Here is a 19,890-nt window from a genome sequence, read left to right as displayed (position 1 = left end):
AGCTGTCGCCTTTTTTCTTTGTCTGGTTTCTGCTAGATTTCGCCGCAATTCTATACTGAATAAAAAACACCGGAACCCAAGATTATGAAGCAACCTGCAAGCGCGGCGAAGGGCAAGCCTGTCGCCAAAGCAAAACGTAAATCACGTGAAGAGATCAATAACGAAGCGCGCGATCGTAAACGCGATAAAAAGCATCGTGGCCATGCGTCAGGCAGCCGTGCTAACCCGCAAGCGCAGAGCAGCAACGGTAAGCAAGCGGCCCCGGCAAAAGATCCGCGTATCGGCAGTAAAAAGCCGGTGTCGTTAATCGTTGACGACAACGCTGCACCCGCAAAAACCAAAAAAGTGACGGCAAAACCGGCGAAGCAGAAAGTGGTGCTGACACCGGAAGAAGAGCTGGCGCAGTTAGAGAACAGCGAGCGTCTTGATGCGCTACTGGACCGCCTTGAGAAAGGCGAAACGCTGTCATCTGAGGATCAGGGCTGGCTTGATGTCACGCTGGATCGCATTGATGAACTGATGGAACAGCTCGGCATCGCGATGGACGAGGAAGACGATCCGGAGGCGGAAGAAGATATGTACCGCCTGCTTAAAGGGCATTAAGCCGTCTTTGATCGGCATGCGTAAATGCGCATGCCTGGATTAACAGGTTAACGACAATGTTTTGGCCTGGATCAATTTTCGTGCTTTTGATGACATGTTATCTCCTGTGGTTATTGTTTAAACTACAACGACTGTCGCGTCTGAAGCAGCGTTTACGGCGGGTTTCCTCCCGCACTCCTCTCTTTCCTTCTGCATCGCGGCCTTTCCCACAGCGAGGTAAACGGAAGGAGTCAGCATGTCAGCGTCACAAATCGACTGGGACCAGGCATTAATTGAAAAATACAATGCGGCGGGTCCGCGCTATACCTCTTATCCCACCGCGCTAGCGTTCAGCGAGACCTTTACAGACGCTGATTTTCACCGTGCCACTGAACGTTATCCGCAACGCGCGCTGTCGCTCTATGTTCATATCCCGTTCTGTCATCGCCTGTGCTATTTCTGTGGCTGCAATAAGGTTGTCACGCGTCACTTACATAAAGCCGACCGCTATCTGAACGCGCTGGAACAGGAGATTGTCGCCCGCGCGCCACTGTTTCGTGATCGTCGCGTCACTCAACTGCACTGGGGCGGCGGCACGCCGACATTTTTGAATAAGCAGCAGGTTAGCCGGCTGGTGGCGCTGCTGAAAAAGCATTTCACCTTCGAGGATGACGCGGAGATGTCGATCGAGGTCGATCCGCGTGAAATTGAACTGGAGATGATCGATCATCTCCGGACGTGCGGTTTTAATCGCCTGAGCATGGGCGTACAGGACTTTAACAAGGCGGTGCAGGAACGAGTTAACCGGGTGCAGGATGAGGACGTGATTTTTGCCCTGATGGCACGGGCACGTGAGCAGGGGTTTCGTTCAACCAGCATCGACCTGATTTACGGTCTGCCGCTGCAAACGCCGGAAAGCTTTGCCTTTACGCTGCAGCGGGTTATCGCGCTGGATCCCGATCGACTGAGCGTTTTTAACTATGCGCATCTTCCGTCACTCTTTGCCGCACAGCGAAAAATTAAAGAAAATGAACTGCCCTCGGCGCAACAGAAGCTGGCTATCCTGCAGCAGAGCATTACAACGCTGACCCGGCATGGCTACCAGTTCATCGGTATGGACCACTTTGCTAAACCGCAGGACGAGCTGGCGGTGGCTCAGCGCGAGGGGAACCTGCACCGCAATTTTCAGGGTTATACCACCCAGGGCGACTGCGATTTACTCGGTCTGGGCGTCTCCGCCATTAGCATGATCGGCGATCGCTACGCGCAAAACCAGAAAAGCCTGAATGACTGGTACAGCCAGGTTGAAAAACAGGGCCATGCCTTATGGCGGGGATTCACGCTCAGTCAGGACGATTGCCTGCGCCGCGATGTGATCAAAACGCTTATCTGCAACTTTGCGCTCGATTTCAGCGCGACAGAAACGCAGTGGAATATCACCTTCGACAGCTATTTTGCCGAAGAGCTGGCGCGGTTAAAACCGCTGATTGCGGATGGGCTAGTGGTGCAAAACGCGACAGGCCTGAAAGTGACAGGAACAGGACGACTGCTGATTCGCCATATTTGTATGTGTTTTGATGCTTACCTGCGACAAAAGACGCAACCGCAGCCCTATTCGCGTGTGATTTAACCGCCGGAACAGCACAGGCTGTTCCGGCGGAATGGCTTATTCCATGCCCAGTTCTTTCAGCTTACGCGTCAGCGTATTCCTTCCCCAACCCAGCAAACGCGCGGCTTCCTGTTTGTGACCCTGCGTGTGGCGCAGTGCAGTCGTCAGAAGCGTGCGTTCCATTTCCGGCTGTGCTTCTGACAGCAGGTTTTGATGACCGGAACGCAAGGCACGATCGGCCCATTGTGCCAGCAGGGTTGCCCAGCTGTCGGGAAGCGACTGCGTGGGGCTTTCCGGCGTACTGGATTCGAATAACTCCGGTGGTAAATCCTGAATCAGCACTTCCTGACCGGCGGCCATCACCGTTAACCAACGGCAGGTATTCTCCAGCTGACGCACGTTACCCGACCAGTGCAAACGGGTCAGCGCGGTCTCGGTCTCCGCATGCAGGATCTTGGCTTCCACACCAAGCTCGCGTGCGGCCACCTGCAGGAAATAACGGGCCAGACGGGGAATATCTTCACGACGCTCACGCAGCGGCGGCAAATGCACGCGGATGACATTCAGGCGGTGAAACAAGTCTTCACGGAACTTGCCTTCCTGTACCCGCAGTTCAAGGTTCTGGTGCGTAGCGGCAATGATGCGCACGTCCACTTTGACCGGTGCATAGCCACCGACGCGGTAAAACTGCCCGTCTGCCAGTACGCGCAGCAGGCGCGTCTGAACATCCAGCGGCATATCACCAATTTCATCTAAAAACAGCGTCCCGCCGTCGGCCTGTTCAAAGCGTCCCTGACGAATCTGATTCGCACCGGTAAAGGCCCCTTTTTCATGGCCAAACAGTTCCGACTCAATTAAATCCTTAGGGATCGCCGCCATGTTGAGGGCAATAAACGGCGCTTTACTGCGAGGACTGTGGCGGTGCAGTGCGTGCGCTACCAGCTCTTTACCTGTACCCGATTCCCCGTTGATCAGCACGCTAATCGACGAACGGGAGAGACGGCCGATAATACGGAATACGTCCTGCATGGCGGGCGCTTCACCGATAATATCGGTGGTGGGGCCGCTTACCGGTTGATTACGTGGCTGCTGTTGCTCCTGATAGTGACTGATGGCACGTTCAACCAGCGCGACCGCTTCGTCGATATCGAACGGTTTGGGCAGGTAATCGAACGCGCCTTGCTGATAGGCGCTTACCGCGGCATCCAGGTCGGAATGCGCTGTCATGATGATAACCGGAAGCATGGGATGGCGCTGTTTGATTTGTTTTAGCAGAGCCAGCCCGTCCATACCCGGCATACGGATATCAGACAATAAAACGTCCGGGGTTTTTGTTGCGAGTGCATTGAGCACGTCGTTCGCGCTGTCAAAAGTGGCACAGCTTAAACCGGCTCCAGTGAGCGCGCGTTCAAGCACCCAGCGGATGGAGCTATCGTCATCGACGATCCAGACTATCCCTCGTTGCATAGAAACCTCACTGGCGAATAGGCAGGTAAACCGAAAACTCGGTATGACCCGGCCAACTGTTGAACTCAATTTTTCCCGAATGCTGATCAATCAGGCTACGGGCAATAGAAAGGCCTAAGCCGGTACCGCCTTCCCGTCCGCTTACCATTGGATAGAACAGCGTATCCTGCAGCTGGGCTGGAATACCGGGGCCGTCATCTTCGATATCAATGCGGGCAACCAGACGATAACGTGTGCCATGCAGTGTTAACTGGAAGGCTGTACGGGTTCGAATCACGATTGTGCCGCCGTCTTCGCCTAACGCCTGCAGCGCATTGCGCACGACGTTCAGCAATACCTGCTCAATCTGATCGGGATCGTGCGGTAATTCCGGCAGGCTGGGATCGTAATCGCGAACCAGCGATACATTTTCTGGCAACTCCATCGAAACCAGGTTAACGACACGTTCCGCTACCTGATGAATACTCTGGGTAATATGCATACCGGGCTGTTGCGGCCCCAGTAAGCGATCAACCAGATTTCGCAGGCGATCTGCCTGTTCAATAATGACTTTGGTATATTCATTCAGGGCAGGGTCCGGCAGGGCGCGTGACAAAAGCTGCGCCGCGCCGCGCAATCCACCTAGCGGATTTTTAATCTCATGGGCCAGCCCGCGGACCAGATCGCGTGCGGCCACCTGCTGAGCATGCTGCAGCTGTTCCTGACTCAGGCGACGCTGATTATCCATCGGTGCCATTTCCAGCAGAATCAACCCATCAGGCAGGCGCTGTGCCGTGAGCGACATAATGTGCGCCCGGCCATCCACGACCAGAGTAACTTCGCTGTCAGTAAAGCCCTGGCCCGCCTCAAGACTCTCGCGCATGACCTCGACATTCAGCGAAAAGTAGCCGGTTAATTCAGGTAACGGCGTGCCGAACAATTTACGTGAGCTTTGCGCCAGTAATTGCTGTGCCGCCGGGTTGGCATAATGGATCGCCAAATCGGTATCCACCAACAAAATACTGTTGATTAAGGTATTGAGAATCTGCCCGGCGTCGGGCAGGGAGGCAGTTGCCATACAGCGTTCCTCTGCACTAATTTAGTGCATTGTAGTCTTTAAGCCGGAATTAAAGCGAATGAACGATGAATTCGCGGAGAAAAAAGCCCATCCGAAGATGGGCTAAAGTTTCCACGGCAACAAAAAAACGTTTCAGGTTAAGCGTGCCGCAATTGCAATCTTTCAATGCGGCACCCATTTTGCTGACTCTGAAATTAGACGCTGTAGTACAGTTCGAACTCAACCGGATGTGGCGTCATGCGCACACGGTCGTTCTCTGATTTACGCAGCTCGATGTAAGCATCGATCGCGTCGTCAGTGAAGACGCCGCCACGGGTCAGGAACTCGCGGTCTTCGTTCAGTGCATTCAGCGCTTCTTCCAGTGAACCTGCAACTTTTGGAATCTCAGCTTCTTCTTCCGGTGGCAGGTCATACAGGTTTTTATCCATCGCATCACCAGGATGGATTTTATTGATGATGCCATCCAGGCCAGCCATCAGCAGTGCAGTAAACGCCAGGTACGGGTTAGCCGCTGGGTCCGGGAAGCGCGCTTCAATACGACGTGCTTTCGGGCTGGCAACAACCGGGATACGGATTGATGCAGAACGGTTACGGGCAGAGTAAGCCAGCATAACCGGTGCTTCATAACCCGGAACCAGACGCTTGTAAGAGTTGGTGGTTGGGTTGGCCAGGGCGTTGATTGCTTTTGCGTGCTTGATGATACCGCCGATGTAGAACAGCGCGGTTTCAGACAGGCCGCCGTATTTGTCACCAGAGAACAGGTTTTGTCCGCCTTTAGACAGAGACATGTGGCAGTGCATACCTGAACCGTTGTCACCAAACATTGGCTTCGGCATAAAGGTTGCCGTTTTGCCGTAAGCATGCGCCACGTTGTGCACAACATATTTGTAGATCTGAATTTCGTCAGCTTTTTTGGTCATGGTATTGAAGCGGGTTGCCACTTCGTTCTGACCCGCTGTCGCAACTTCGTGGTGATGAGCTTCAACAACCAGACCCATTTGCTCCATTGTCAGACACATAGCAGAACGGATGTCCTGTGATGAATCGACCGGTGGAACCGGGAAGTAGCCGCCTTTCAGACCTGGACGGTGACCTTTGTTACCGCCTTCGTATTCTTTGCCGGTGTTCCAGGCCGCTTCGATATCATCGATAGCGACGTGTGAACCAGAGGTTGACGAACCGAAACGGATATCGTCGAACAGGAAGAATTCTGGCTCGGGTCCAAACAGAACGGTATCAGCGATGCCTGAAGAACGCAGATAGTCTTCAGCGCGCTTTGCGATAGAGCGTGGATCGCGGTCATAGCCTTGCATGGTGCCAGGCTCAAGGATGTCACAGCGAATGATCAGTGTTGAATCTTCAAAGAACGGATCCATAACTGCCGTGGTTGCATCCGGCATCAGTACCATGTCTGATTCGTTAATGCCTTTCCAGCCGCCGATGGAAGAGCCATCGAACATTTTGCCTTCTTCGAAGAAGTCAGCGTTAACCTGGTGAGCCGGAATAGTAACGTGCTGTTCTTTACCTTTGGTATCGGTAAAACGCAGGTCAACAAACTTAACTTCGTGCTCGTTCATCATCGAGAGAACGTGTTCAGCGGACATACTCAACTCTCCTGGAAATGGTCATTGTCTACATGGTGAGAACCGGGTGAGGAAATGTGCGACATGTGTCAGCCATACCTCAGTCTGATCCCGACCAGCTCTGCAACCGTTGTCTTACGTCGTTTTCATCTGGATAATACAAAGCGAATTCTGTGCCAACTTTATTTCTTTGCACAAAATCGCGCTGTCATGCACCTTTTTGTCATAAAAGACGTGCACCATGATAGTTGCACTGCACTTTTTATGTGCATTGGCGTTGAAAATGAGCACCACTGTGGTGCAAAACATCATTGCAGTGCAATTTTTGCACGGCTATTAGTGCGATTTTGCGACAATGCAATAAACTTTCAGTGAAAAGTGTGATCGTGTTCAGTCTCCCGCTTAATCCGTGTACAATACCGCGTTATTTCTAATGCCTGAGGCAAAAAAGCTGTGATCGAAAATTTGCGTAACATCGCCATCATCGCGCACGTTGACCATGGAAAGACCACCCTGGTTGATAAACTGCTGCAACAGTCTGGTACTTTTGATGCCCGTACTGAAGCCACCGAGCGCGTGATGGACTCCAATGATTTGGAGAAAGAGCGTGGGATTACCATCCTCGCAAAAAATACCGCCATTAAATGGAACGACTACCGTATCAACATCGTTGATACCCCAGGACACGCCGACTTCGGTGGTGAAGTTGAACGCGTAATGTCTATGGTGGATTCGGTACTGTTGGTTGTAGATGCGATGGATGGCCCTATGCCGCAAACCCGCTTCGTTACCAAAAAAGCGTTCGCGCATGGTTTGAAGCCGATTGTGGTTATCAACAAAGTTGACCGCCCTGGCGCACGTCCTGACTGGGTTGTTGATCAGGTGTTTGACCTGTTCGTTAACCTGGATGCAACGGACGAGCAGCTCGATTTCCCTATCATTTTCGCCTCTGCGCTGAATGGTATTGCCGGTCTGGATCACACCGACATGGCTGACGATATGACCCCGCTGTATCAGGCAATCGTTGACCACGTTTCACCTCCACAGGTTGAAGTCGAAGCGCCGCTGCAGATGCAAATCTCTCAGCTGGACTACAACAACTATCTGGGCGTGATCGGTATCGGCCGCATCAAGCGCGGTAAAGTGAAGCCTAACCAGCAAGTCACCATCGTAGACAGCGAAGGCAAAACCCGTAACGGTAAAGTGGGTAAAGTGCTGACTCACCTGGGGCTGGAGCGTATTGACAGCGACCTGGCAGAAGCGGGCGACATCATTGCGATCACCGGTCTGGGTGAACTGAACATTTCTGACACCATTTGCGATCCGCAGAATGTGCAGGCGCTGCCAGCCCTGAGCGTGGATGAGCCAACGGTAACCATGTTCTTCAACGTCAACACCTCACCGTTCTGCGGTAAAGAAGGTAAGTACGTGACCTCACGTCAGATCCTTGAGCGTCTGAACAAAGAACTGGTTCACAACGTGGCACTGCGTGTGGAAGAGACCGAAGATGCTGACGCGTTCCGCGTATCGGGCCGTGGTGAGCTGCATCTGTCTGTACTGATCGAGAACATGCGTCGTGAAGGTTTCGAACTGGCGGTATCCCGTCCGAAAGTTATCTTCCGCGAATTCGAAGGCCGTAAACAAGAGCCATTCGAGAACGTGACGCTGGATATCGAAGAAACGCATCAGGGTTCCGTTATGCAGGCCATGGGCGAGCGTAAAGGCGACCTGAAAAATATGGATCCAGATGGCAAAGGCCGCGTACGTCTTGACTACGTCATCCCAAGCCGTGGTCTGATCGGTTTCCGTAACGAATTTATGACCATGACATCAGGTACAGGTCTGCTGTACTCCACCTTCAGCCACTACGACGATATTCGTCCGGGCGAAGTGGGTCAGCGTCAGAACGGCGTTCTGATCTCTAACGGCCAGGGTAAAGCGGTAGCGTTCGCCCTGTTCGGTCTGCAGGATCGCGGTAAGCTGTTCCTGGGCCATGGCGCGGAAGTTTATGAAGGCCAGATCATCGGTATTCACAGCCGTTCTAACGACCTGACCGTGAACTGCCTGACCGGTAAGAAGCTGACTAACATGCGTGCTTCCGGTACAGACGAAGCCACTACACTGGTTCCACCGCAGAAAATGACGCTGGAACAGGCGATCGAGTTCATTGATGATGACGAACTGGTCGAAGTTACGCCTCTGTCAGTGCGTATCCGTAAACGTCACCTGACTGAGAACGACCGTAAGCGTGCTTCACGCGGCGGTAAAGACGCCTAATCGCGTAATAATAACGCCCCGTTTTAACGGGGCTTTTTTTTGTCCGGGGTTTTGCCAGCTCAGTTAAATCCAGTCTAAACCAGCCTGTAACTTCTTCTTTGTCCCCTTCCCACTTTGTCCTGTCGTACCTTAATTTAAAGTGTGTAATTTTCTCGTCCGGGCCGCCTGTTCAGGCCGCACTTTTACCGCTAGAGTGAATGATCCAGGGAACCAAAGGAGGCACCATGCTGTATATCTTTGATTTGGGCAATGTGATTATCGATATCGACTTTAACCGCGTGTTGGGCGTCTGGAGTGACCTCAGCCGCGTACCGCTGGCATCGCTTCAAAGTCATTTTCAAATGGATGCGGCTTTTGAGCAGCATGAGCGCGGTGAAATCAGCGATGAAGCCTTTGCAGAAGCCTTATGTGAAAAACTGGAGATTGCGCTGAGCTATGAACAGTTTGCTGCGGGCTGGCAGGCTATCTTTGTGGGGGTGCGTCCGGATACGCTGGCGCTGATGAATCAGCTACGCCAGGCGGGACATCGGGTGGTGATATTGTCGAATACCAATGCACTGCATTGCACCTTCTGGCCGACCCAGTATCCTGATGTGCAGCAGGCGGCTGACAAGATTTATCTGTCCCAGGAACTGGGCATGCGTAAACCTGAAGCCCGCATTTATCAGCACGTACTGGATGCGGAAGGATTCAGTGCCGATCAGGCCGTCTTCTTCGACGACAATGCCGCCAATATTGAAGGTGCGCGCGCATTAGGCATTACCAGCGTGCTGGTGACCGACAGTAAAACCGTGCCCGACTGGTTCGCGGGTCAGCCTTAAGCCATGAAGTTACATCGTTTTCGCCCCAGGTTTCATGCCTTCTGGCTGTGGCTTAAGCTGCTCTGGAAGCGCATTGATAATGATGCCATGACGACACAGGCGGGCAACCTGGCCTTTGTGTCGCTACTGGCGCTGGTGCCGCTGATCGCCGTAGTTTTTGCGCTGTTTGCCGCGTTTCCTGTGTTTTCTGATATCAGCGTCCAGCTTAAAAACTTTATTTTTGCCAACTTTATGCCTGCTGCGGGGAACACGTTGCAGCGTTACCTTGAGCAGTTTGTGGCTAACGTGCACCGCATGACCGCCGTGGGCGCCGTGGGGCTGATTGTCACGGCGCTGCTGTTGATGCATTCTGTCGATTCGGCTCTGAATGCTATCTGGCGCAGTCATAAAAAGCGCCCGCTGGTCTATTCCTTTGCCGTCTACTGGATGATATTGACGCTTGGGCCGTTGCTGGCTGGTGCCAGTTTAGCCATCAGCTCTTACCTGCTGTCGCTGAAATGGATAAACGTGACGGGGGTGACCAGCCTGGTCGATCAGACGCTGCGTTTCTTTCCCTTGCTTCTGTCGTGGCTGTCATTTTGGTTGCTGTACAGTATTGTCCCGACGCAGCGGGTGCCTTCTCGCGATGCGCTGACGGGGGCGCTGGTCGCCGGGTTGCTGTTTGAACTGGGGAAAAAGGGGTTTGCGCTGTATGTTACGATGTTCCCGACGTATCAGTTAATCTATGGCGTGCTGGCGGTGATCCCCATTCTTTTCCTGTGGGTGTACTGGACCTGGTGCATCGTTTTGCTCGGTGCCGAAATTACGGTTACCTTAGATGACTATCGCCAGTTCAAACGGCAGGAAAGAGAAAAAGAACGAGAGGACGGATGATTGCTTTAATTCAACGCGTTCAGCGTGCCAGCGTCAGCATTGATCATGCGGTCGTGGGTGAGATCGGGCAGGGATTATTGATTCTGTTAGGCGTTGAAAAAGGTGATGACGAAAAGCGCGCTGAACGACTGGCGGAGCGCGTACTGGGCTACCGTATTTTTAGCGATGAACAGGGCAAAATGAACCTGAACGTCAAACAGGCTGGCGGAAGCGTGCTGGTGGTATCACAGTTCACCCTGGCTGCCGATACGCAAAAGGGCATGCGGCCCTCTTTTTCCGGTGGCGCCGCGCCGCAGGAAGCGGAGCGGTTATATGAGTATTTCAGCGCGTGTTGTCGCCGTCATGATGTCACGACCGCCAATGGCCGTTTTGCTGCCGATATGCAGGTTGCTCTGGTCAACGACGGTCCGGTGACGTTCTGGTTACAGGTATGACGCCTCATTTCGCACGGCTTAGCCTCGGCAACCCCGCATCAGAACGAGAGAACCATTTTATGTATCATCTTCGTGTGCCACAAACGGCGGAAGAGCTGGATATGTATTATCAGTTCCGCTGGGAAATGTTACGAAAGCCGCTGCATCAGCCTCAGGGTTCTGAACGCGATGCCTGGGATGCATTAGCGCATCATCAAATGGTGGTGGATGAACAGGGCAAGCCGGTTGCAGTAGGACGGCTCTATATCAATGCTGATAACGAAGCGGCTATCCGTTTTTTGGCCGTTCATCCCACCGTACAGGGCAAAGGCCTCGGCACGCTGGTGGCGATGACGCTGGAGTCCGTTGCGCGTCAGGAAGGTGTGAAGCGCGTGACCTGTAGCGCACGAGAAGATGCGGTGGCGTTCTTCGCTAAACTTGGCTACCTGAATCAGGGCGAGATTACCGCACCGCAGACGACGCCGGTGCGCCACTTTCTGATGATCAAGCCGGTCGTCACACTGGACGATATTCTGCACCGTGCGGACTGGTGCGGGCAGTTACAACAGGCCTGGTATGAGCACATTCCTCTGAGTGAAAAAATGGGCGTGCGCATCCTGCAATATACCGGGCAGAAGTTTATTACCACCATGCCGGAAACCGGCAACCAAAATCCGCACCATACGTTGTTTGCCGGAAGCCTGTTTTCACTGGCTACGCTCACCGGCTGGGGGCTGATCTGGCTGTTACTGCGGGAGCGCCATCTGGGCGGCACCATTATTCTGGCCGACGCGCACATACGCTACAGTCGTCCGATTACCGGTAAACCCGGTGCTATTGCCGATCTTGGCTCACTGAGTGGCGATCTTGATCGCCTGGCGCGCGGACGCAAAGCCCGTGTTCAGCTTGAAGTGCAGCTGTTTGGCGATGATGAGTGTGGCGCGGTATTTGAAGCGGTTTACATCGTGTTGCCGGTGGATCCCGACGGACCACTGGAAGAGGGCGGCTCCGGCGCGCGTATCAATTAAATCACAGGGCCGCTATTGCGGCCCTGTGTGCGTTAGCGGACCTGTCCGGCCTGCATGCTCTGCTGTAGCTGCTGGCTGTCTGTGGTTACGGACAGTGTCGCGTTAACCGACGGGGCCAGCGGCTGATTCGCTTTCAGTGAGGCGTTCAGGCGCAGCTGCAAATTGCTGTCACCCTGCAAGGGAAGCGCCGGCCAGCCCCAGTTTTGCAGAACATTAACGGGCACGCCGCGTCCCGTCAGGTTCAGGCTGACAGGTCGATCAGCCTGCTGCCCTATGGTCGCCGTGCCTTCCAGCAACCCTTTACCACTAAACGCACTGAGCTCTGTCACCTTAATTTGTTGTTCATCAGCCTCCAGTGCGACAGAAGGATGACGTAAATCGGTACGATTGAAGGTCGACTCCGCCGCGTTCAGACTCAGCTTACCTGACCAGATTCCCCATTGATGCTGACGGGCCAACTGCAGATTTTCGCCGCTGCCATCCAGTGAAGTGAGCTGGAAAGGGAAGGCCGGATTAATATCGATCAGTAAATTGCGGTTCGAGGTAAAGCGCGTCACGGTTACGGCATCCAGCCAGTCAGGCAGGGCATCCTGCCATAACGCCCGCCAGTTCTGAGGTAAGGTATATTCCAGCCCGGCCACCGCCAGATTATTCAGCGTTAACCGTTTATCCTGACGTGACCAGTTGCCGTCAGCCCGGATAACGCCATTGGCCCAGCGCGAGCTGAACTGCGTCAGGGCAATCCCCTGAGGCGAGAAATCCATGTTGATGATGGGATCGTTAAGTTCGAAGCGCCCGTTAATAAAGTTACCGGCATTCATGGCCAGCGATCCGTCCTGGCTCTGCCAGTCCCGGCCCTTCCAGCTCAGATTTTTCAGCGTCAGATCGAGATCGGTCACCGCCCAGTCAGGGCCCTGGAGCCGGGCATCGGTAATATCAACCCGGTTGAGCGTAACTGAGGGTACTTCTTCAAACGGTTTCAGGAAATCGACAAGCGTATGCGCCGTTTGCAGACGGATATCGTTCAGACGCAGTTGATTAATCTTCCAGTTACCCTGCGCGTCGCGCTCACCGTTACCGGTCATTGAACCGCGTGCTAAGTCCGCCCCAATGTTGCTAAATACCATGCGGCCCTGGGACACATTACCCTGAATCAGCACGTTTTCACCGTCAACGCTGTTGAGCGTCATCCTGGCCGCGCTCATCTGGAACTGCGCATCACGACCCAGCAAATCACCGGCCTGCGGATGCCAGGGCACAATGCCGCCATTCACCTGCTGTGCCGCCAGCGGTAGCGCTGAGGCAGGGCTGTCGATGCGCATGTTGTTTAACTGCAGGCGGTTTGCCTGCATGGGCAGTGCGCTTTTGTTCGCCAGGTTAGCAAGGTTTACCTCGCCGTCGCGTAATTCTATGCTGGCAAAATGAAACGGATCGCTGAACTGTAACAGGGCGATGCCAAGGTCGACGCGTTTGGCCACCAGTACGGCAGGCTGGCCGTCATGACCAAAGCTGAAGTCATCCAGAATAATGTGCGTAGGTGAAGAAAAATTGTGCTCAATTTTGCTCAGCGACAGATGCCATTCTGTTTTATCACTCACCCAACGGCTAAACCAGCCCGCGCCCCACTGAGTTTGCAGCAGAACATAGACGACGATCAGCGCAAACAGCAGCAGTAACAATAAGGTGAGGAAAAACTTTCCTATAAATTTCATCGTATCCTTCCCGGGTTCAGTCCGCTGAAAGGTTGTTATGCCTGAATTATCGTTATAGCTCAACCGCCTGGATGTAAATCAGCCGAAATAGCAGGCGGGTTGCCGCCTGCCTTGAACGTTACTTTTCGGGTGGGAAGATAAGATTCAGCACAATCGCGGTAATCCCACCCGCAGCGATACCGGAAGAGAGTAACGTTTTCAGCCAGTCGGGTGCAAATTGCAGAATCAGGGGCTGCTGGGAAACACCGAGTCCTGCTGCCAGCGACAGCGCGATAATCATGATAGCCCGGCGATTCAGCGGCTCCCGGGAAACGATACGGACACCGGATGCGGCGATTGTGCCAAACATCACAATCGTAGCGCCGCCCAGCACGGGCTCAGGAATGTGCTGTACCAGTCCGCTCACTGCCGGGAACAGTCCCAGCAGGATCAGCATCAGCGCGACAACAAATCCCACGTAGCGGCTGGCAACGCCTGTCAGCTGAATCACGCCATTATTCTGGCCAAAGCAGGAGTTAGGAAAGGTATTAAACAGGGCAGATACAAAAGAGTTCAGGCCGTTTGCCAGCACACCGCCTTTCAGGCGCTTCATGTATAACGGGCCGCTGACCGGCTGTTCAGAGACATCCGAAGTGGCGGTGATGTCCCCAATGGTTTCCAGCGAAGTCACCATAAAGACCAGCATCAGCGGGATCAGCAGATTCCAGTCAAATCCCAGGCCGTAATAGAGCGGAGTGGGGAACGCCACGATCGGCTGCCCGGCAGGCGTGCTGATGGTGGGTAGCATGCCCATTGCCCAGGCCAGCAGGTAGCCTACCGCCATCGCAATCACCAGCGACGCAACGCGCAGATAGGGGTTTTTCTGGCGATTCAGCAGGATAATCACCACCAGCACGGCACCGGCTAACAGCAGATTTTTCGGCGCGCCGAAGCTGTGATCGTTCATCGCAGCAAACCCGCCGCCGATAGAGGTAAGGCCGACCTGAATCAGGGATAAGCCGATAATCATCACCACAATACCTGAGACTAACGGCGTGATGATGCGGCGTGCCAGATGCAGCACGTGCGACAGCACCATTTCCGTACAGGAGGCTACCATCAATGTACCAAACAGCGCCGCCATCATTGTGGGTACGTCCGCGCCGCCATTTTTCAGCGCCATTCCCCCCATAATCAGCGGCGTGACAAAGTTAAAGCTGGTGCCCTGAATGGAGAGTAACCCTGAACCGATCGGTCCCCAGGTTTTGATTTGCAGTACCGATGCCACACCGGACGCGAACAGGGACATGCTGATAATGTGCTGTGTATCCTGCGCCGGTAAACCGAGCGCCTGGCAGATGAGCAGCGCGGGCGTGATCACCGCAACAAACATCGCCAGAAGGTGTTGTCCGGCTGCAAACAAGGTTTGCGTTAGCGGCGGACGATCTTCCAGGCGATAGATCAGTTCACTTTTACTGGCGGTGGTGGGGGCTGGTTGCTGTGTGGTCGACATCGTCATGGTTCCCAAAAAAAGTGAGGCGATTGTAATCGTCCCCGGATCAAAAGCAAACGTTTGCTCACGGTTGCAAAAAAAGGTCAGGCGTTGCTGTAGCGGCCGGTTTCGGGCAGCCAACGCTCAATCAGCGCCTGCGCCTGCTCAGGATAATGTTCGTGAATATGACGAGCGACGCGCTGGACTTCAGGGATCATGGCCTGATCGCGCAGCAGATCGGCAACTTTAAACTCCGCATTACCGGTCTGGCGTGTTCCCAGTAGCTCCCCCGGACCACGAATCTCTAAATCATGCTGAGCAATCACGAAACCGTCATTGCTGTCACGCAACACCTGCAAACGCTTCTGGGCCGTCTTGCTCAGCGGCGCTTTGTACAGCAGAACACAATGAGAGGCGACCGCGCCGCGTCCTACGCGACCACGTAGCTGGTGCAGTTGCGCCAGGCCAAGTCGTTCCGGATTTTCAATAATCATCAGGCTGGCGTTCGGCACGTCCACACCGACTTCGATGACGGTTGTAGCAACTAACAGCTGGATTTCGTTGGCTTTGAAAGCCTGCATGACCGCCAGCTTCTCCGCTGGCTTCATACGGCCATGAACCAGCCCGACCTGCAAATCAGGCAGCGCCACTTTGAGTTCTTCCCATGTGGCTTCCGCAGCCTGAGCTTCCAGCAGGTCTGACTCTTCAATTAACGTACAGACCCAGTAAGCCTGACGGCCCTCGTGACAGGCCTTTTGCGCACGCTCAATGATCTCATTACGACGACTGTCAGGGATCGCTACGGTGGTCACCGGTGTTCTGCCTGGCGGCAGCTCATCAATGGTTGAGGTATCAAGATCGGCGTAGGCGGTCATGGCCAGCGTGCGCGGGATCGGCGTCGCTGTCATGATGAGCTGGTGGGGATGAAAACCCTGCTCTTCTCCTTTTTCCCATAACGCCAGTCGCTGATGCACGCCAAAGCGGTGTTGCTCATCAATGATGACCAGCGCCAGCCCGTTAAACTTCACCTGCTCCTGGAACAGGGCATGCGTGCCGACCACCATCGCAACCTGCCCGCTGGCAATCGCCTCTTGCTGAGCCTGTCGCGCTTTGCCCTTTTGTTTGCCCGCCAGCCAGCCGACATCAAGGCCAAGCGGTGCCAGCCACTGGCGAAAATTATTGGCATGTTGCTCAGCCAGTAACTCTGTAGGTGCCATCAGGGCCACCTGCTTACCGTGGGCGATAACGTTCAGCGCGGCGAGCGCGGCAACCAAGGTTTTACCTGAACCGACGTCTCCCTGTACCAGGCGCAGCATGGGGAAGTCATTCGCTAAGTCTTTTTCGATCTCTGCGACAACGCGTTTTTGGGCTGCCGTGGGGGAAAACGGCAGGGCGGCCAGTAACCGGTCACTTAATGTATGCCGGGCAGGCATCGGCAGGGCGTAATGGCGCTGTGCGCCAGCCCTGACGGCCAGCATACTGAGGTTATGCGCCAGCAGTTCTTCCAGAATCAGCCTGCGCTGTGCGGGATGCTGTCCACTCTCGAGCTCGCTGAGTTTGAGGTCCGGCGGCGGGCGGTGCAGCGTGCGAAGGGCTTCAGGCAGGCTTAACAGCCCGCCGCTTAACGCCTGCGGCAAAAGTTCTGTGATGGCACAGCTATCCAGCAGGGTTAAAGCCTGATCGGTCAGGCTGCGCAGGGTCGCCTGACGAATGCCCTCGGTCGTGGAATACACGGGCGTCAGCGTTTCTTCCAGCGTGACATGGCTGTGCTCGCCCTGTACGCGGTATTCCGGATGGATGATTTCTGCGCCGCGCTGACCGCGTTTGATTTCGCCGTAAGCGGTGACGCGTCGGCCCGGTGCGAGGCTGTTTTTCATGCCGGCATTGAAGTTGAAAAAGCGCAGCGTTAAAACGCCACTGCCATCCCCGATCTGACAGACCATCATGCGCCGACGGCCAAAGGTGATATCGGTATGCAGGACTTCGCCTTCCACTGTCGCCCAAATGCCGGGCAACAGGTCGTTAATGGCATATAACTGCGTACGATCTTCATAACGCAGAGGAAGGTGAAGCAGTAAATCCTGAATGGTGTGCAGGCCGATTTTAGCCAGCTTTGCTGCCTGACTGGCGCCGACGCCGGTCAGGGTACTGAGCGGGATGGCATCCAGCAGACGGCCTTTCATTTCTGACGTCTGCCCGTTGACTGCATGGCGGCCCACCAACTCTCATCGGCTTCAATGTCACCCTGCGCGTTAATATGGGGATAAGGCATCCGCTTATGTTTTGCCACGCGCGCCAGAACGGGATAGCCGCCCTCAAACAGCAGACGCTGTTGCTCTTTCTCTGCCAGGAGGCTGGACTGACGACGGTACATGCCAGCATTCTGCCGCTGGCGCTGGGCTTCATACAGAATCAGGGCAGAGGCAACGGAAACGTTAAGCGACTGGACCATACCCACCATCGGGATAATGATATGGTGGTCGGCCAGCGCCAGGGCTTCATCGGTAATGCCCGTTTTTTCCTGACCCATCAAAATGCAGGTAGGTTTGGTGTAGTCAATCTCACGAAAATCCACAGCATCCGCCGACAGGTTCGTCGCCAGTATCTGCATGTCTTGCGTTTTGAGGTGGCTAATCGCGTCGCTGATTGAGCGGTGCGTTACTACGTTTACCCAACTGTTGCTGCCAGCCGAGGCTGAGGCCTGCGTTCGCATGCGTTGGCCTGGCCATACGGCATGGACTTCATGGATACCGACAGCATCCGCGGTGCGAATGACAGCAGAAACATTGTGCGGCTTATGTACCTGCTCCATGCAGACGGTAAGGTCGTGCTGGCGCAAGGCCAGCATTTCCTGAATTCGGGCAAAACGTTGAGGATTCATGCACTAGTTACGGTTGCGGTGAACTTTAATCACATCCGGCATCACACGGATTTTACGCATGATATTGGCCAGGTGGACGCGATCGCGTGCGGTCAGACGAATAAAAGCACTGTAAACACGGCCATCGCGTTCTTCCGTATTCAGGCTCTGAATATTGGAGCCCGCCGTATTGATGGCGGCCGTCAGGTTGGCCAGTGCGCCCTGGTGGTTAAACATATCCACCTTTATCTCTGCGACAAACTCCTGCTCTGTAACTTTATCCCACTCCACAGGCATGAATTTTTCGGGCTCTTTTTGGTAGCCACGAATATTGCGACAGGACTCATGGTGAACGACCAGGCCCTTGCCCGGGCTGACGTGGGCAACGATAGGATCGCCTGGAATGGGGCGGCAGCATTTTGCAAAGGTAATGAGGACGCCGTCTGCCCCTTTAATCGGCAGCTTGCCTTGTTTTTTGTTGTTGAGCGCGCTGGTGTCGGTCTGCAACAGGTTCTTGGCGACGACCACGCTCATGGCATTACCCAGGCCGATTTCGGCTAACAGATCGTCCAGTGAGGTCAGCTTCATCCGATCAAGCTCCTGCTTGATGTTTTCGGCTGGCACCTCCGCCAGTTTACGACTGCCACCCAACGCATGGCTGAGCAGGCGACGCCCCAGATTTACCGAGTCTTCGCGCTTCAGGTTTTTCAGCAACTGACGAATCTTCGCGCGGGCTTTGGAACTGACGACAAAGTTGAGCCAGGCCGCGTTAGGACGCGCACCAGGCGCTGTGATGATCTCGATGGTCTGGCCGCTGGTAAGCGGCTGTGACAGCGGATAAGGCTGGCGATCAACGCGCGCGCCAACGCAGGCATGACCGATATCGGTATGGACCGCGTAGGCAAAATCGACAGGCGTTGCCCCGGTAGGCAGCTCGACGATGCGGCCTTCCGGTGTAAAGACATAGATTTCATCCGGGAAGAGATCGGATTTGACGCTTTCGATGAATTCAAATGAGCTACCGGCACTTTGTTGCAGCTCCAGCAGGCTTTGCAGCCAGCGTTGCGCACGCACCTGTGCGGTTGTGCCGCTTTCACCGGCCTGTTTATAGGCCCAGTGTGCCGCCACCCCCATTTCGGCCATCTGATCCATATCTTCGGTACGGATTTGCACCTCAACCGGCACGCCATGCGGCCCGATCATAGAGGTATGCAGCGATTGATAGCCGTTAGCCTTGGGGATAGCAATGTAATCTTTGACCCGGCCCGGACGCGGCTTATATAAGCTGTGCATCTGGCCCAGTACGCGATAACAGGTATCCAGATCTTTCACGATGACGCGAAAGGCATAGATATCCATTATCGAGTGAAAACGCTGCTCTTTCAGCGTCATTTTGCGGTAAATCGAGTAAAGGTGCTTTTCGCGACCACTTACCCGGCAGGGAATACCGGCTTCCTGCAAACGACCGTCGATTTCAGAGAGGATTTTTTGAATCATCTCTTTACGGTTGCCGCGGGCCGCTTTCACGACCTCTTTAATTACCCGAAAACGGTTCGGATAGAGCGCTTCAAAACCCAGCTCTTCCAGTTCCGTTTTAAGGTGATGAATACCCAGGCGGTGCGCCAGTGGGCTGTATATTTCCAGCGTTTCCAGCGCGATGCGACGACGTTTATCAGGGCGTAAGGACCCGAGCGTACGCATGTTGTGGGTGCGGTCAGCCAGCTTGATGAGAATAACGCGGATGTCCTGCACCATCGCCATAATCATCTTGCGGAAGTTTTCTGCCTGCGCCTCTTTCTTATCACGGAATTTCAGCTTATCCAGCTTCGAAACGCCTTCAACCAGTTCAGCTACGCTTTTGCCAAACAGTTGTTCCATGTCCTGATAGGTCGCGGGCGTATCTTCAATAACGTCGTGCAAAAGCGCGGCCATGAGGGTTTCATGGTCGAGCTTCATTTCCGCCAGAATGCACGCCACCGCAACAGGATGGGTAATGTAAGGCTCACCGCTGGAGCGTGTCTGTCCCTCGTGGGCATCACGTGATACGAGATAGGCTTGCTTGAGGCGCTTGATCTGGTCCTCAGGCAAGTATTGTTCAATCAGTTGATTGAGACTTTCAAACAGATACAAGGTTGAC

15 protein-coding genes are annotated in these 19,890 nt (G+C 54.4%); 7 read left to right on the top strand and 8 right to left on the bottom strand.

Annotated features, from left to right (window positions below):
• Positions 1-84: 84 nt before the first annotated feature.
• Complete coding sequence (gene yihI / locus RAC60_RS20645) at positions 85-603, top strand: Der GTPase-activating protein YihI (protein WP_205955825.1); 519 nt, start codon at positions 85-87, stop codon at positions 601-603.
• Positions 604-838: 235 nt separating this feature from the next.
• Entirely contained in the window at positions 839-2,212 is a 1,374-nt protein-coding gene (hemN, locus tag RAC60_RS20640) for an oxygen-independent coproporphyrinogen III oxidase (RefSeq protein WP_324029414.1), read from the top strand.
• A gap of 36 nt (positions 2,213-2,248) precedes the next feature.
• On the opposite strand, the gene glnG is transcribed toward hemN, so the two are convergent.
• From glnG to glnA, 3 genes are all read right to left on the bottom strand, one after another.
• The gene (gene glnG / locus RAC60_RS20635) at positions 2,249-3,658 is read right to left on the bottom strand and encodes a nitrogen regulation protein NR(I) (RefSeq protein ID WP_006121329.1); all 1,410 of its coding nucleotides are present in this window, start codon (positions 3,656-3,658) and stop codon (positions 2,249-2,251) included.
• A 7-nt stretch (positions 3,659-3,665) separates the two neighbouring features.
• Positions 3,666-4,715 carry a nitrogen regulation protein NR(II) gene (glnL, locus tag RAC60_RS20630; protein ID WP_033738029.1) on the bottom strand — a complete coding sequence of 350 codons (1,050 nt, stop codon included), beginning with the start codon at positions 4,713-4,715 and terminating at the stop codon, positions 3,666-3,668.
• A 194-nt stretch (positions 4,716-4,909) separates the two neighbouring features.
• Positions 4,910-6,319 carry a glutamate--ammonia ligase gene (gene glnA / locus RAC60_RS20625; protein WP_006121331.1) on the bottom strand — a complete coding sequence of 470 codons (1,410 nt, stop codon included), beginning with the start codon at positions 6,317-6,319 and terminating at the stop codon, positions 4,910-4,912.
• A 432-nt stretch (positions 6,320-6,751) separates the two neighbouring features.
• On the opposite strand from glnA, the gene typA reads away from it, so the two are divergent.
• From typA to fabY, 5 genes are all read left to right on the top strand, one after another.
• Positions 6,752-8,575, top strand: coding sequence for a ribosome-dependent GTPase TypA (gene typA / locus RAC60_RS20620; RefSeq protein ID WP_006121332.1), 1,824 nt, complete (start codon positions 6,752-6,754; stop codon positions 8,573-8,575).
• Between the two features lie 224 nt (positions 8,576-8,799).
• Positions 8,800-9,396 carry a glucose-1-phosphatase gene (gene yihX, locus RAC60_RS20615; protein ID WP_006121333.1) on the top strand — a complete coding sequence of 199 codons (597 nt, stop codon included), beginning with the start codon at positions 8,800-8,802 and terminating at the stop codon, positions 9,394-9,396.
• Positions 9,397-9,399: 3 nt separating this feature from the next.
• Positions 9,400-10,269: a virulence factor BrkB family protein gene (locus RAC60_RS20610; protein ID WP_033738033.1), complete on the top strand. Its 870-nt coding sequence runs from the start codon at positions 9,400-9,402 to the stop codon at positions 10,267-10,269.
• On the top strand, positions 10,266-10,703 hold the full coding sequence (gene dtd / locus RAC60_RS20605) for a D-aminoacyl-tRNA deacylase (RefSeq protein WP_006121336.1): 438 nt from the start codon (positions 10,266-10,268) through the stop codon (positions 10,701-10,703). Before RAC60_RS20610 ends, dtd begins: the two co-directional genes overlap by 4 nt.
• Before the next feature lie 59 nt (positions 10,704-10,762).
• A complete protein-coding gene (fabY, locus tag RAC60_RS20600; protein WP_033738037.1) occupies positions 10,763-11,710 on the top strand; it encodes a fatty acid biosynthesis protein FabY in 948 nt (315 codons plus the stop codon).
• Between the two features lie 32 nt (positions 11,711-11,742).
• On the opposite strand, the gene RAC60_RS20595 is transcribed toward fabY, so the two are convergent.
• From RAC60_RS20595 to spoT, 5 genes are all read right to left on the bottom strand, one after another.
• Complete coding sequence (locus RAC60_RS20595) at positions 11,743-13,422, bottom strand: AsmA family protein (RefSeq protein WP_033738039.1); 1,680 nt, start codon at positions 13,420-13,422, stop codon at positions 11,743-11,745.
• Between the two features lie 118 nt (positions 13,423-13,540).
• Positions 13,541-14,914, bottom strand: coding sequence for an NCS2 family protein (locus RAC60_RS20590; RefSeq protein WP_375094238.1), 1,374 nt, complete (start codon positions 14,912-14,914; stop codon positions 13,541-13,543).
• A gap of 83 nt (positions 14,915-14,997) precedes the next feature.
• Positions 14,998-17,076: an ATP-dependent DNA helicase RecG gene (gene recG, locus RAC60_RS20585; RefSeq protein ID WP_375094237.1), complete on the bottom strand. Its 2,079-nt coding sequence runs from the start codon at positions 17,074-17,076 to the stop codon at positions 14,998-15,000.
• Complete coding sequence (gene trmH, locus RAC60_RS20580; protein WP_006121342.1) at positions 17,073-17,774, bottom strand: tRNA (guanosine(18)-2'-O)-methyltransferase TrmH; 702 nt, start codon at positions 17,772-17,774, stop codon at positions 17,073-17,075. The genes recG and trmH overlap by 4 nt, the downstream gene beginning before the upstream one ends.
• A 3-nt stretch (positions 17,775-17,777) precedes the next feature.
• A complete protein-coding gene (gene spoT, locus RAC60_RS20575; protein WP_006121343.1) occupies positions 17,778-19,883 on the bottom strand; it encodes a bifunctional GTP diphosphokinase/guanosine-3',5'-bis pyrophosphate 3'-pyrophosphohydrolase in 2,106 nt (701 codons plus the stop codon).
• Positions 19,884-19,890: the final 7 nt, after the last annotated feature.

Origin of the sequence: Pantoea sp. BR_17 (genome assembly GCF_041955125.1) — a bacterium.
GTDB lineage: Bacteria > Pseudomonadota > Gammaproteobacteria > Enterobacterales > Enterobacteriaceae > Pantoea > Pantoea stewartii.
Note: the sequence above shows the minus strand (reverse complement) of the source record. Positions and strands in the feature narration are given on the sequence as shown.

Bases quoted from the DNA above. Each gene is read 5' to 3' on its own strand.
- glnL (WP_033738029.1), bottom strand. From the start codon at position 4,715: ATGGCAACTGCCTCCCTGCCCGACGCCGGGCAGATTCTCAATACCTTA.
- glnA (WP_006121331.1), bottom strand. From the start codon at position 6,319: ATGTCCGCTGAACACGTTCTCTCGATGATGAACGAGCACGAAGTTAAG.
- RAC60_RS20590 (WP_375094238.1), bottom strand. From the start codon at position 14,914: ATGTCGACCACACAGCAACCAGCCCCCACCACCGCCAGTAAAAGTGAA.
- hemN (WP_324029414.1), top strand. From the start codon at position 839: ATGTCAGCGTCACAAATCGACTGGGACCAGGCATTAATTGAAAAATAC.
- glnG (WP_006121329.1), bottom strand. From the start codon at position 3,658: ATGCAACGAGGGATAGTCTGGATCGTCGATGACGATAGCTCCATCCGC.
- fabY (WP_033738037.1), top strand. From the start codon at position 10,763: ATGTATCATCTTCGTGTGCCACAAACGGCGGAAGAGCTGGATATGTAT.
- RAC60_RS20595 (WP_033738039.1), bottom strand. From the start codon at position 13,422: ATGAAATTTATAGGAAAGTTTTTCCTCACCTTATTGTTACTGCTGCTG.
- yihI (WP_205955825.1), top strand. From the start codon at position 85: ATGAAGCAACCTGCAAGCGCGGCGAAGGGCAAGCCTGTCGCCAAAGCA.
- dtd (WP_006121336.1), top strand. From the start codon at position 10,266: ATGATTGCTTTAATTCAACGCGTTCAGCGTGCCAGCGTCAGCATTGAT.
- trmH (WP_006121342.1), bottom strand. From the start codon at position 17,774: ATGAATCCTCAACGTTTTGCCCGAATTCAGGAAATGCTGGCCTTGCGC.
- recG (WP_375094237.1), bottom strand. From the start codon at position 17,076: ATGAAAGGCCGTCTGCTGGATGCCATCCCGCTCAGTACCCTGACCGGC.
- RAC60_RS20610 (WP_033738033.1), top strand. From the start codon at position 9,400: ATGAAGTTACATCGTTTTCGCCCCAGGTTTCATGCCTTCTGGCTGTGG.
- yihX (WP_006121333.1), top strand. From the start codon at position 8,800: ATGCTGTATATCTTTGATTTGGGCAATGTGATTATCGATATCGACTTT.